Below are 13,053 nucleotides of genomic sequence, written 5' to 3' on the forward strand. Positions count from 1 at the left end.
GCGCGACGGTGATCGACGTGGGGATCAACCGCATCGAGCGTGACGGCAAGAACAAGCTGGTCGGCGACGTCGATTTCGCCTCGGCGGTCGAGGTGGCGGGGGCGATCACCCCGGTGCCGGGCGGGGTGGGGCCGATGACCATCGCCTGCCTGCTGGCCAATACGCTGACCGCCTGCTGCCGGGCGAACGGCCTGGCCGAGCCCGAGGGGCTGACGGCCTGACCGGACGCCGTAGGATGGGCAATATTGCCCATCCTACCAGACGCGCGCCGCGATCAGCCCTGCAGGAACCCGGCGTCGAGCTTGGCGTAGCTCGCCTCCATCCCGTCGGTCATGCCGGTGGCAAGCATCGCCTCCATCGTCTCGGCCGTCTCGACCTGCATGGTCATCACCATCAGCGTCCCGCCGTCCTGCGCCTGAAACAGCGTCTCGACCCGGTTGGACGGGGTTTCATCGGGCAGATACATGCGCTCGACATGCAGGATCCGCGACGGCGCTTCGACCTCGAGGATCTCGGCCTTGAGGTGAAACCCGGCGCTGCCGTCGATGCTTTGCCAATCATAGCGGAAATGGCCGCCGGGCTTCAGGTCGATCTCGCAGCGGGTCATGATCCAGCCCTCGGGGCCGGTCAGCCATTGGCGCACCAGCTCGGGCTCGGTATGGGCGGCGAAGACCCGCTCGGGCGGGGCGGCGAAGAAGCGGGTCACGCGGGCGGTGGTGGGCGAGGTCCGGTCAAGTGTCAGGGGCATCGGGCGTCCTTTCAGATGGGGCAAGCAGCGCGTCGAGGCGGGCATAATTCGCCTCCATCACGCGTTCGAGATCCGAGATCCAGCGCCTGACCGGCGCCAGAGCCTGGGGGTTCAGGCGGCAGGGGCGGCGGGTGCCGTCCACGCGGCGCTCGATCAGCCCGGCCTCGTCCAGCACCTTCAGGTGCCGCGAGATGGCGGGCTGCGAGATCGGGAACAGCGCCGCGAGGTCGTTGACACTGGCTTCGCCCTGCGCCAGCCGGCTCAGGATGGCAAGGCGCGTGGGGTCCGACAGGGCGGCAAAGGTGGCGGGCAGGGCAATCATGTGAGCGATTCGTTATATAGCTTGTGAATTATATAAGGGATCGCGCAGGGATTGTCACGAGGGCGCGACGGGGATCATCGTCCCTTGCAGCAATGCGATGGATTTGCGCGTCTCACCCGTCAGCGCGAAGACCTCGGCGCTGACCACGCTCAGCCGCCGCCCGGCGCGAACCACCTGGCCCACGGCCTCCAGCGCCTCGCCCACCGCGGGCGACAGCAGGTTGATCTTCATTTCGACCGTCATCACGTCGCTGTCTTCGGGCATCAGGGTCAGCGCGGCGTAACCGGCGGCCGAATCGCCGATGGTGAAGGCCAGCCCGGCATGGGCCGCGCCGTGTTGCTGGCGCAGATGGGGCGCGATGGCGGCGCGGATCACGCAGCGGCCGGGCGCGGTCTCGATCAGTTCCGCCCCCATGGTCTGCATCATGGTCTGGCGGGCGAAACTGGCGCGGGCCTTGGCGTCGATCGGGGCGAAATCACTCATGTCCGGTCCTCCTGTCGGCACAGGAAACCGCGAAGCGCCGGCGCGACCAAGGGGGCGCGCGCGTTTCGTTACGTCACGGATTAGCGGACGATCTCTTCGTCGCGGACGAACATGTTGGACCAGGCCCGGTCGATCAGCTCCGGCGACATGTGATAGGGTTTCCCCTCGTAATCGCAGATGGCGATCATCTGGTCGATCAGGAACACCGGCTGGTAATTGGCATAGACGTTGTCGATGGTCGGATATTTGGTCTGCAGCAGATGGATCAGCGCATCCTCGTTCAGCGGGATCCGGCGCTTGCGGGCGACGAGGGCGAAGATCTTCAGGAAATCGGCCTGATTCGGCCCGTCGATCTTGATCTTGAAGAAGATCCGCCTGAGCGCCGCCTGATCGAAGATCGTGTTCGGGTGGAAGTTGGTCGAGAAGATCACCAGCGTATCGAAGGGGACGATGAATTTCTCGCCCGAGGTCAGGGTGAGAATGTCGTAATTCATCTCCAGGGGCACGATCCAGCGGTTGACCAGCGCCTGCGGCGGCTCCTCCTGCCGGCCGAGGTCGTCGACGATGAACACCCCGCCCATGGCCTTGAACTGCAACGGCGCCTGATAGGTGCGGGCGACGGAATTGTATTTCAGCTCCAGCATTTCCAGCTTCAGCTCGCCGCCGGTGATGACCGTCGGCCGCTCGCACAGCACATAGCGCGGGTCATAGCGGTTGGATTGCAGCCTGAGCGAGGTGCCTGCCTGGGTCGCGGTCTTGATCTTGCGGTGGACGATGGGGTCGAAGACGGCAATCACCTGGCCCGAATGCACCACGGCATGCGGCACATAGATGTTGTCGCCCAGCGCGTCCCGGATCCCGTTCGAGATCGAGCTTTTGCCGTTGCCGGGGGGCCCGTACATCAGGATCGACCGGCCCGAGGTCACCGCAGGGCCGAGGTCCGACAGCAGGTTTTCGGGCAGGATCAGGTCGCCCATCGCCGCCACCAGCTGCTCACGCGTGATCTTGACCTTGCGGATCGACTGGCGGCGCACCTGTTCGCCGTAACTCTCCAACGGGACCGGCATGGCGCCGTAATATTCCGAGATCGCCAGCGCCTGCTGCGCCCGTTTGCGCCCGGCGTCGGTCAGCTGGAAGCCCATCTCGGTGGAGCGGGCGTTGGCCTGCAGCGTGCCCATCGCCTCGAGCAGTTGCTCGCCGCGGCAATCGTCGATCAGCTGCTGCACCTGTGCGAAGGACAGGCAGACGATGCGCGAGATGTCGGAGACCAGCGTCAGCGACATGCGGTACATGGTCTTGAGCAGGATGTCCCGCATCAGCGTCGCAGGCAGCCCCGTCTCCTCCAGCGTGGTGGGAGGCGGCGGCGGGGCGATGCGGGCGTCCGGGGACAACTCGTTCATGCGCAGACCTCAGAAAGGGCGTCACCGTCCATAGATGCTCGCCAAAGCCAGATAAAAGATTAACGCGGGCGCCAAGGCGATGCCGAAGGGGAATTCGCGGCGTTGCCAGCTGGCCCAGTCGGGCGTGGCGCGGCGGATGGCGGGGATGGCGCGCATCGCCCGGTGCACGACCAGCGCGGCGATGGAGACGGCGCAGAGCAGGACCAGGAACAGCCTGAGGTCGCCCAGTGCCACGAAGGGCGCCATGGCGGCGGCGAATTTCGCGTCGCCGGGGCCGAAGCTGCCGGTCAGGCTGAGCACGAAGCCGATGACCAGCACCACCAGCAGATGCAGCCAGGACCATCCCCATTCGCCGAGCGGCAGGGTCAGGAGGCCGACCACGGCATAGATCGCCAGAAGCGCCAGCACCGCCAGGTTGGGGATGCGCATGGCCTTGAGGTCGCTCCAGGCGACATAGAGGCAGACGGGTGTGGCGAAAATCAGAAGCCACACCGCGGCCGAGGCGGATTGCGTCAGCATGCTGCGGGCCTAGCCAAGTGCGGCGAGGGCGTTGGCGGCGGCCTCGAAATGTTGGGGATGGGTGGCGACGGCATCCTGCAGCAGGTTGCGCCCGATCGAGACATCGCCCTGACGGATCGCCGCCAGCGCCATGGTGTAGAGCAGCTCGGCGCGTTCGCCCTGGGTCATCTCGATCAGCGGCAGCTCGTAGTCGCGCCGGGCGGCGCGGGCCAGAACCAGGTTGTTCTTGGCGGTGAACAGCGTGCGGTCATGCTGCAGCGCTTCCAGGAACAGCCGCTCGGCGCCGCGCGAATCGCCGCGGGTCAGCTTTGAATAACCCCAGTTGTTCAGCGTGCTGGCCGGGGTCGGCGTCAGGCCCACGGCGATTTCGTAGAAACTGTCGGCGCGGGCCCATTGCTGGCGGCTGTCGGCGACCATCGCTTCCAGCCGGTAGCGGTTGAAGGTCTCATGCGTCGGCGGGATGGCGTTGAGCGTGGCCTCGGCCTGGGCCCAGTTGTTGGCGCGGATATAGGCCTCGGCCATGTCGACGCGGTCGTCCATCGTCGCCTCGGGATGGGCGATGACGGTTTGCCAGACGGGGATGGATTGCTCGGCCTGGCCTGCGCGCATCAGCGACCGGGCGAGGCCGCGGCGAAAGATGATCCGGTCGGGATGGGCCTGCGACTGGGCGGTGAAATACTGGATCGCCTCGGCCGGGTCCGACACGGCCAGCATCATCTCGGCCATGTTCTCCTGGTCGATCGACTGGACGCTGTCGATGGCCCGGGCCGTCTGGGCCCGCATCGATTCACCGCAGCCACCCAGCAGGGCCAAACCTGCCAGGCACACCGGTGCCATCCACACCTTGCGCATGATCTGTCCTTCTACACTGCTCGTCGCTTTCAGGGTGTTGCGAGGAGAAGGAAGCGTCCGTTCCCGCGCCGCACCAGAGCGAAATTATCGTTGTTTTCCCCAGTATAGCCGGAATTCTCGAGATTTGCGAGAGCAAGCCGCAGGTTCTCGCGGATTTCTTCGGAGCGGCCGGAATCGAGGGCAAAGGCGGTGCGGAACAGATGCGCGGCCTGACCCCAATCCTCGCGCTCGACCATGACGACGCCAAGGTTGTTGATGGCGGGCACGAAATCGGGGTCGAAGTCGATGGCGCGGCGCAACATCTGCTCGGCCTGGCCCAGCCGTCCCAGCCGCAGATTGGCCGAACCCAGCGCGCTCAGCGCGTCAACGGTCGGCCCCTGTTCGGCCATCGAGCGGTAATAGGCCCGCATCGCCAGCTCGTATTCGCCGGCCTCCATCAGCCGGTGGCCGACCACCAGCCCGTCAACGTCTTCGGCCGCGCTGACAGCGCGGCCGGGTAATCCGTCGGGCGAGAACTCGCCGCTCTGGGTGCAGGCGGACAGCGCGAGAAGCGCCGCCACGCCGATCTGTCGGATCATAGATTGAAGTCGGCCGTGCTGAGCATTTCGATCACCCCGTAGACCGACGGCCCGATCAGGATGATCAGCAGCGGCGGCACGGTGAACAGCATTGTGCCCAGTGTCAGCTTGGTCGGCAAGACGTTCGCCTTCTCTTCGGCCAGCATCACGCGCTTGTCACGCATTTCCCCGGCATAGACCCTGAGCGCCTCGGCCACCGAGGTGCCGTAGGTCGCCGATTGCACCAGCACGGTGACGAAGGACTTGATGTCGTTGTTGCCGCAGCGCACGCCCATCTCGCGCAGGACCTCAAGCCGGTCCATCCCGGCCTTGGTCTGGTGCGAGACGGTCTCGAATTCCTCGGCCAGCGCGGGGTAGCCCGGCTTCAGCTCCTTGGCGACGCGGTTGATGGACTGGTCCATCGACTGCCCGGCCTCGGTGCAGATCAGCAGCATGTCCAGCGCATCGGGGAAGCCGCGGGTGATCTGCGACTGACGCTCGGCATGGCGCTTGTTGACCCAGTAGATCGGGAAGTAATAGCCCAGCAGCGTCGGCACCAGCACCGGCATGGCGGTGGCGAGGACCGAGGATCCTTCGCCCCCCGGCTGCACCACCAGCACATAGGCCAGGCCGATCAGCAGCCCGCCCATCGCCAGAATCAGCTTGGCCGCGTGGAAGTCGCGCACCGCGTTCTTGCCGTGATAGCCGGCCTGGATCATCTTCAGCTTGGCGTCGCCCATCTGCGTCTGATCGGTGGGCTCGAGGAAGCTCTTGAATTTCTCCAGCTTCTTTTCCAGCGCCGTGTCGTCCGAGGTGGCGCGGCGCGACAGGCGCGTGCGGTCCTCTCCCGGGCCGCGGCGGGCCTGTTCCCTGAGCCGGGCCAGCGGATCGGGTTTCTCGTTGCCGCGACCCATCAGCATCAGCAGCACCAGCGTGACACCGCCCGCGACCGACAGCGCGATCAGCACCGGCAGCGAAGTGAGGCTGGCCAAGATATCGGTGTTCATGGCGTTGTCCCCTCAGACCTGAATGTTGACCATCTTGCGCATGTAGAGGACGTTGATGACGAGGAACGCCACCACCACCAGCGCGGTCGGGATGAAGAGCGCGGTTTCCTTCACGTCATCGTAGTAATCCGGCTTCACCACCGAGATCATCAGCATCGCCACGATCGGAAAGGCCGACAGGAACATGCCGGACCATTTCGCCTCGGCGGTGATGGCGCGGACCCGGCGGAACAGCTTGAAGCGGGCGCGCACCACCTTGGACAGGCCGTCCAGGATCTCGGCCAGGTTGCCGCCCGATTGCGCCTGGATGGTCACCGCGACGGCCAGGAACCGCAGATCCTGCATGTCCATCCGCTCGGCGAAGGACAAAAGCGCCTCGCCCATGTCGCGCCCGTAGGAGGCCTCGTCGGCGATGAGACCCAGTTCCGAACCCAGGGGATCGGGGATTTCCCGCGCGGCGGCGGCCAGGGCCTGCACGAAGGGATGGCCGACCCTGAGGCCGCGGACGATCAGGTCGATGGCGTCGGGCAATTGTTCCTCGATCAGGGACAGGCGCTTCTTGGCCTTGCCCGACACCCAGAACCAGACCGCGCCCACGCCCATCGCCGCGCTGACCCCGGCGCGCACGCCCAGCGGCGCCGCCGTCAGCACCGTCATGGCCAGGAAGACCACCACCGCCAGCAGCAGCATCATCACGATCAGCATCGACGGCGAAAAGGCGATCTTGCCCTTTTCGGCCTTCTCGGCCAGCAGCGAATAGAAGGGGATGGCCGTGGATTTCGAGTGCTGCGTCGCCTCCTTGCGCAGCCGCTCGATCACTTCGGTGCGGTTGGCGTTGGCGTCCAGCATCTCCAGCCGGCGGTTCATCCGGCTGCCCAGGCGGATCGAGCGGCCGAAGGCCAGCAGGTAGATGGCCTCGACCAGCAGCAGGATACCGGCGAAAATGGCGATGTAGATGATGACGGTGGGCGAGATACTCATGATGGATTACTCGTTTCAGACAGCGTCATAGAGGCTGGACGGCAGATCGTAGCCCCAGCGCTTGAACCGGTCGGAATAATGCGAGCGGATGCCCGAGCCGGTGAAATGACCGAGGATCTTGCCGTTCGGCTCCAGTCCGGTGCGCTCGAAGCGGAACACTTCCTGCATGGTGATGATCTCACCCTCCATGCCGGTGACCTCGGTGATCGAGACCATGCGGCGCGAACCGTCCTGCAGGCGCGAGGCCTGGACGATCAGGTTGACGGCGCTGGCGATCTGGCTGCGCACCGCCTTGAGCGGCATCTCGATCCCGGCCATGGCGACCATGTTCTCCAACCGGCTGATCGCGTCGCGGGCCGAGTTGGCGTGGATCGTGGTCATCGAGCCGTCGTGGCCGGTGTTCATGGCCTGCAGCATGTCGATCACCTCCTCGCCGCGGGTCTCGCCGACGATGATGCGGTCGGGGCGCATCCGCAGCGCGTTCCTCAGGCAGTCGCGCTGGGTGACGGCGCCCTTGCCCTCGACGTTCGGCGGGCGGGATTCCATCCGGCCGACATGCACCTGTTGCAGCTGCAATTCGGCCGTATCCTCGATGGTCAGGATGCGTTCGGAATTGTCGATGAACGAGGACAGCGCGTTCAGCGTCGTCGTCTTGCCCGAGCCGGTCCCGCCCGAGACGATGACATTGAGGCGCGTGGCGACCGCGGCCTCCAGATACATCGCCATCTCATCCGAGAAGGCGCCGAAGCCCACCAGATCGCCGATGCCCAGCTTCTCCTTCTTGAACTTCCGGATCGAGACCAGCGAGCCATCGACCGCCACCGGCGGCACCATGGCGTTGAAACGCGAGCCATCGGCCAGACGGGCGTCGACATAGGGGTTCGATTCGTCGACCCGCCGCCCCACGGCCGAGACGATCTTGTCGATGATCCTGAGCAGGTGGCGTTCGTCCTTGAAGGTCACATCGGTCAGCGTCAGCTTGCCCGCGCGTTCGACAAAAACGCGGTTGGGGCCGTTCACCAGAATGTCGTTGACCGTGTCGTCCTTGAGCAGCGGTTCCAGCGGACCGAGGCCCCTGACCTCGAAATAGAGGTCCTGGTTCAGCGTCAGCCGCTCTTCCGAGGTGAGGGCGAAGTTGATCTCGCTCAGCGCTTCGGCGGAAATCGCAGCGATCTCGGCCCTGAGTTCGGCCTCGGAGGCGGTGTCCAGCGCGGCCAGGTTCAGGTTGTCCAGGAGCCGCGTGTGCAGTTCAGACTTCACCTCAAGGATACGCTGGCGACGGCGGCGGTCCTTGTCATTGGCGGCCGGTTGCGCGGCGATCGGCTGCGGCGCATGCGTGGCCTTGAAGCTGGGACGCGGCGCCGGGCGCGGTGCCGCCATCTCTGGCTGCAACGAGGGGGTGACGGCGGCGATCTCGTGCACCGGGACAGCGCGGGATTCCGGTTTGGCGGGGCCCGAGGGCGTGGTTTCCTTGCGGTAACGCGAGAACATGTCTCTCTCCTCAGGCGGCGGCGCGGCCTTCGTCGCGGTTCGACGCGACGATGGACTGGGCGATCTTGCGGATCTCTTTCAGCAGCGGGTTCTTCGGCGCGATCTCGGCCAGGGGCAGGCCATGGTCGTTGGCATGCGTCACCTGGGCGGTGCCATCGGGCAGCATCACCTCGAACTCGATATCCAGGCTTTCGGCCATCCGCTTGGCGCGGGCCTTGCCCGACAGATCGGTGAATTTGGGCGCGTGGTTCAGGACATAGCGCAGCTTGTCCAGCGGCAGATCCTCGGCCTTGAGCGCGCGGATCAGGCGCAGCGCGTTCTGGGCCGAGCGCATGTCCAGCTCCATCGTCGCGTAATAGGCGTCGCATTCGTTCAGGACCGTTTCGGTCCATTGCACGACGGTGCCGGGCATGTCGATGATGACCACCTCGAAGCTGGCGCGGGCCATGGTGATGACCCGCTCGATATCGTCAGGGGTTATCAGGTCGAGGGGCAGCATGTCGGCGGCCGCGGTCAGCACCTTCAGCTTGTCGTTGAAGGTCTGCAGCGTGTTGAGGAAGAAGTCGCGGTCCATCACCGCGGTGTTGGACAGAAGCTCATAGACCTTCTCGGTCCGGGCGAGGTCCAGATAGGTGGCGATGGAGCCCGTCTGCAGGTCGAAATCCAGCAGGCAGACCGAGGGCGCGGTCTTGCCGGAATTGGCGATCTCCCACGCCAGATTGACGGCGAAGGTCGTGGCGCCTGACCCACCGGCCAGCGGCTGCACGGCATAGACCGCGCCCAGGGGCTGGTTCTGGGACATCATCATCCGCGATTGCGGGGCGATGGTCGACATGTCGGGCGAGGGGGCGCGCAGGCGCTGGATGGCGTCATGCAGCGCGCCCTCGGGCAGCGGATAGGGCACGAAATCGCTGGCGCCCAGACGCAGCAGCCGGTGCAGGGCGATCGGGCCCAGCTCTTCGGCGATGAGCAGCACGCGGATGCTCAGCGTATTGGCACGCTGGATCACCGCCTCGACCAGGGCCATGTTCGATTCATCGTCGTCATCCAGGGCGATGGCGATGAATTCCAGCCCCTTGGCATCGGGTTGATCGAGGAATTTCAGCGCGCTCGGAAAGGTGAGATCGCCCCAGCTTTCGCCGAGTTCCAGCTCCATATCCTCGATCAGCAGGTCGAAGTTCTGCACATCGCGCGAGACGGTGCAGGCGCGAATCGGGGCGACGTGTTTGACGGGGCTGCTCACACTCGACATTTTCTTTCCTCCGCGCCGGCATTCTGCCGACATGTGGTACGCGACCTTCGGCGCGCGACGGCATGCGGCACCGGGTTCTTCCCAACTTCGGCGGTAATCTTGGCATTAATGGGGCTAAAAAAACGTAATTGTCTGGCCGGGCGTCAATAAACCAGACGCCCCGCCGACAGGGTCGGCGGGGCGCTGCGAGGTTGCCGGACGGGTATCCCGGCAGAGGTATCAGGGCGTATTCGGGGCCCGCACGGCACTCTCGACGTATTCCCGATGCACAACACGGGCATACTCTCCGTTCAGGATCCGCGCATTGTCCTGCACGAAACCGGAGACTTCGGTGACAGCGCGCCGGTTCTGGCGTTCGCGGTCCGGCGTCGGGATCAGCGGCTGCGTCTCGCCATTGGAGACGACCGCCTCGACCCGGCGGCGGCTGATGCCTTGCCGGACGATGAAATTGGCCGCGGCGCGGGCGCGGCGCAGGCCGAGGCCCTGGTTGTAGCGCTCGGACCCCACCAGATCGGTATGGCCGAAGACCCGGAAGGTGACTTCGGGGAAGTGGCGCATCCAGCGGGCCTGCTGGGCAAGGATGGTTTGCGCGGCCGGGTCCAGCGTCGCGCTGTCGAAGGGGAAGGTCACGGTGTTCGGCACTTCGCGGGCGAAGCGCTCGGCCAGGGCCACGACGTAATCCAGCTGTCCGGTGTGGATCAGGATGTTGTTGGCCGTGGGGGTGCCGAAGCCGCCCTCGTCCAGGTCGCTGCCGACTTCGGCGGCCATGTAGGCGCCCGAACAGGCGCTCAGCGCCCCGGCCGAAACGCCCAGCAGCAGCAGGCGGCGCGAGATCAGAGGGGTCTGCGGACGGGGGCGGTCATGGGTTACTCCATCACATAGCCGTAGCCGCCGCGGAAATCCTGCCGCGCGACTTCGGCGGCACCGGACGACGAGCCGGTGAGCTGACCGTTGAGGAACAATTGCGCCTCGTTCGGCAGGCGGATGCGGTCGGTGGGCAGAAGCAGCGCCTCGCCCCGGGTCGGCGTCACCAGATGGGCGGTGACGAAGATCATCAGCTCGGACTGGCTGCGCTGGTAATCGGCGCTGCGAAACAGCGCGCCCAGCACCGGAATGTCGCCCAGCCACGGCACCTGGGCGATGGAGCCCTGGAAATCGTCCTGCAACAGGCCGGCGATGGCAAAGCTCTCGCCGTCCCTGAGTTCGACCGTGGTCGAGGTCTGGCGGCGGCGGAAGCCCGGCAGGGTCACGCCGTTGGCGCTGTAGGAATTGGTGCTGTCGGGGCTGGAGACCGAGGCATCCATGCTCAGGTTGATGACATCGCCATCCACCACGCGGGGGGTAAAGGTCAGCTCGACCCCGATCGCCCGGTAATCCACGGTGACCGTGCCATTGTCGCCCACCACCGGCACCGGCACTTCGCCACCGGCCAGGAAATGCGCCTCCTGCCCGGACAGGGCGGTCAGGCTGGGTTCGGACAGGGTGCGGGCCAGGCCGTTCGATTCCAGCGCTTCCAGCATGACCTGGAACTGCACCGACCCGATGGAGAAGCCGCCGCCCAGAACGCCCTGCGCGGGGGTCGCCGGGGCCACGCTCACCGGCACCCCGGCCGTGGTCAGCGCCCCGGCCGCGAAGCGCCCGGTGCCCCCGGCCGAGACGCCGTCCGACGCCGAGAGGCTGGCGGCGAGGCTCTGCGCGGCCGAGCGCTGCACTTCCGAGAAGCGCACGCGCAGCATGACCTGCTGGGTGCCGCCCACGTTCATCAGATTCGAGACCCGGCCCGGCGCATAGCGCTCGGCCAGTTGCAGCGCCGCATCGAGCCGCGCCCCCGAGGACACGATGCCCGACAGCACGATCCCGTCATTGGCGGTGCGCACCTCGATGGGTTCCGAGGGCAGGATCTGCCGCAGCCGCTCGCGGAATTCGGCGACATCGGGGGTGACCTGCACCTCCACATTGGCGATCAGCTGACCGTTGGCGCCGAGGATGGTCAGCGTCGTCCGGCCGGGCGCCTTGCCCAGCACATAGATCGAGCGGTCCGAGAGGGTCGAGATATCGGCAATGCCCGGATTGGCGATGGAAAGCTCGACGAAGGGCGTGTCGCTTTCGACCACGACGGCCCGGTTCATCGCCACGGCCAGCGTGTCGCGCACCTGGCTCGATGCCACGGACAGCGTCTGCGCCGATGCCGGCACGCTGGTAAACGCTGCCTGCCCAAGGCCCCACAGGGCCAGCGCCATCACCGACGCAATCCTACGTTTCGTGCTCATGTGATCCTGCCTCTCGATCACGGGTACATCGGGCCTCTGACGGGCCGTTTCGTCAAAGAATGCTTGAATCCGGTTTTTATTGCAAGTTTCAATTGTTTGCGGAGCGTCTTTCGCGTGATTCCCCTGTCTTTTCCACAGGCTGCCCCGAGCGCTGGCGTGCAGAATCGCAACGACCCCCAGATATAGGGGGCCGCGGGTGTTGCAAGATTGACGCAGCGGGCCGCGGGGCGGCCCTGCCTCAATTGGTGCAGGGGATCTCGATCTGGACGACCTCGGCCCCGCGGCGGGTGCGCACGGTGCAGCGCTCCTGCACCTGCTGGACCACGGTTTCGACGCCCAGAAGGCTGTTGCCGTCGACCTGGATCTGGCTCAGCGCCGTGGTGTCGTCGAGGCCGACCAGCGACAGCGACAGCCGTCCGGTGGACTGGCCCTGGGCCAGGCTGGCGACGGTCTCGGCGGTGGCCTCGATGGTCACGGAACGCGGCACGCCCGAGAAGTTGCGATCCTCGTCGGCATTCTCGTCCAGCGCGATGATCCGCACGCCCGATGACAGCAGCCGGGTGATGTCGCCGCCCTGCGCGCCGCGGCCGGTCCAGTAGATATCGACCGTGTTCGAGGGGCGCAGCGTGCCGGAAATGCCCGAATTCTGGTCCACGCGGATGGTGAAGGCGCGCATGCCGGGCGTCAGGATGGCGGCGATACCGGCCGGCTCGCCGGGTTCGCTGACCTTGACCGACAGGATCGGCTCGCCCGCTTCCATGGCCCTGAGCGCGACCCGAGGGCGGTTGGGATCGGGCACCAGCGCCTCGATGGTCTGGAAAACGCCGGGGGGCACGGAATCGGCCGGCCAGTTGATGGTGCGGACGGCGTCGATGCCGATGGGTTCGCCATAGCGCAACGGGCGGGTCGCGACGGCGACGGTCACTGTCTGGATCGTCGGCGCCGCGCTGTTACGGGCCTGGGCGGCGCTGATGGCGGCCTGCGTCTGGCTGACGTAATTCTGCGCCATGAAGACACCGAAACCCGCCAGGGCCAGCCCGACACCGAGAATACCGATTTGCACAGCTCGCATTGCTCGCTCCTGAACGCCTGCCAGATCCGCTTTGGTGCGGATCACTCTTACCAACTACGTTCACCATTTCTGCATGGTGAATCGGGCAAGATGATGGCT

The 13,053-nt window shown here is 66.0% G+C and carries 14 protein-coding genes and 1 pseudogene; 1 reads left to right on the forward strand and 14 read right to left on the reverse strand.

The annotated features are described in order from the left end of the window. Positions 1–221 (forward strand): annotated as a pseudogene (locus DDE23_RS23410) (bifunctional methylenetetrahydrofolate dehydrogenase/methenyltetrahydrofolate cyclohydrolase); the annotation flags it as partial. A 53-nt stretch (positions 222–274) separates the two neighbouring features. On the opposite strand, the gene DDE23_RS23415 reads toward DDE23_RS23410, so the two are convergent. The 14 genes from DDE23_RS23415 to cpaB form a co-directional block, all read right to left on the reverse strand. Beyond that, positions 275–748, reverse strand: coding sequence for an SRPBCC domain-containing protein (locus DDE23_RS23415; RefSeq protein WP_107755037.1), 474 nt, complete (start codon positions 746–748; stop codon positions 275–277). Continuing rightward, positions 732–1,070: an ArsR/SmtB family transcription factor gene (locus DDE23_RS23420; protein ID WP_107755036.1), complete on the reverse strand. Its 339-nt coding sequence runs from the start codon at positions 1,068–1,070 to the stop codon at positions 732–734. The genes DDE23_RS23415 and DDE23_RS23420 overlap by 17 nt, the downstream gene beginning before the upstream one ends. Before the next feature lie 54 nt (positions 1,071–1,124). Beyond that, positions 1,125–1,553, reverse strand: coding sequence for a PaaI family thioesterase (locus DDE23_RS23425; RefSeq protein ID WP_107755035.1), 429 nt, complete (start codon positions 1,551–1,553; stop codon positions 1,125–1,127). 80 nt (positions 1,554–1,633) lie between these two features. After that, entirely contained in the window at positions 1,634–2,953 is a 1,320-nt protein-coding gene (locus DDE23_RS23430; RefSeq protein ID WP_107755034.1) for an ATPase, read from the reverse strand. Between the two features lie 21 nt (positions 2,954–2,974). Then, complete coding sequence (locus tag DDE23_RS23435) at positions 2,975–3,472, reverse strand: A24 family peptidase (protein WP_107755033.1); 498 nt, start codon at positions 3,470–3,472, stop codon at positions 2,975–2,977. Positions 3,473–3,481: 9 nt separating this feature from the next. Continuing rightward, positions 3,482–4,324, reverse strand: coding sequence for a tetratricopeptide repeat protein (locus DDE23_RS23440; protein ID WP_107755032.1), 843 nt, complete (start codon positions 4,322–4,324; stop codon positions 3,482–3,484). A 29-nt stretch (positions 4,325–4,353) separates the two neighbouring features. Beyond that, positions 4,354–4,902 carry a tetratricopeptide repeat protein gene (locus tag DDE23_RS23445; protein WP_107755031.1) on the reverse strand — a complete coding sequence of 183 codons (549 nt, stop codon included), beginning with the start codon at positions 4,900–4,902 and terminating at the stop codon, positions 4,354–4,356. Next, positions 4,899–5,888, reverse strand: coding sequence for a type II secretion system F family protein (locus DDE23_RS23450; RefSeq protein WP_107755030.1), 990 nt, complete (start codon positions 5,886–5,888; stop codon positions 4,899–4,901). The genes DDE23_RS23445 and DDE23_RS23450 overlap by 4 nt, the downstream gene beginning before the upstream one ends. A 12-nt stretch (positions 5,889–5,900) precedes the next feature. Next, positions 5,901–6,869 (reverse strand): type II secretion system F family protein, encoded by a 969-nt coding sequence (locus DDE23_RS23455; protein WP_107755029.1) that lies wholly within the window; start codon positions 6,867–6,869, stop codon positions 5,901–5,903. Positions 6,870–6,884: 15 nt separating this feature from the next. After that, the gene (locus tag DDE23_RS23460) at positions 6,885–8,360 is read right to left on the reverse strand and encodes a TadA family conjugal transfer-associated ATPase (RefSeq protein ID WP_107755028.1); all 1,476 of its coding nucleotides are present in this window, start codon (positions 8,358–8,360) and stop codon (positions 6,885–6,887) included. A gap of 10 nt (positions 8,361–8,370) precedes the next feature. Next, positions 8,371–9,612 (reverse strand): CpaE/TadZ family protein, encoded by a 1,242-nt coding sequence (locus tag DDE23_RS23465; RefSeq protein WP_107755027.1) that lies wholly within the window; start codon positions 9,610–9,612, stop codon positions 8,371–8,373. A 219-nt stretch (positions 9,613–9,831) separates the two neighbouring features. Beyond that, positions 9,832–10,380 (reverse strand): OmpA family protein, encoded by a 549-nt coding sequence (locus DDE23_RS23470; protein ID WP_107755026.1) that lies wholly within the window; start codon positions 10,378–10,380, stop codon positions 9,832–9,834. 98 nt (positions 10,381–10,478) lie between these two features. Continuing rightward, positions 10,479–11,882: a type II and III secretion system protein family protein gene (locus tag DDE23_RS23475; RefSeq protein WP_107755025.1), complete on the reverse strand. Its 1,404-nt coding sequence runs from the start codon at positions 11,880–11,882 to the stop codon at positions 10,479–10,481. 238 nt (positions 11,883–12,120) lie between these two features. Continuing rightward, the gene (cpaB, locus tag DDE23_RS23480) at positions 12,121–12,954 is read right to left on the reverse strand and encodes a Flp pilus assembly protein CpaB (protein WP_107755024.1); all 834 of its coding nucleotides are present in this window, start codon (positions 12,952–12,954) and stop codon (positions 12,121–12,123) included. Positions 12,955–13,053 lie beyond the last annotated feature (99 nt).

Source organism: Pararhodobacter aggregans, assembly GCF_003075525.1.
GTDB classification, from domain to species: domain Bacteria; phylum Pseudomonadota; class Alphaproteobacteria; order Rhodobacterales; family Rhodobacteraceae; genus Pararhodobacter; species Pararhodobacter aggregans.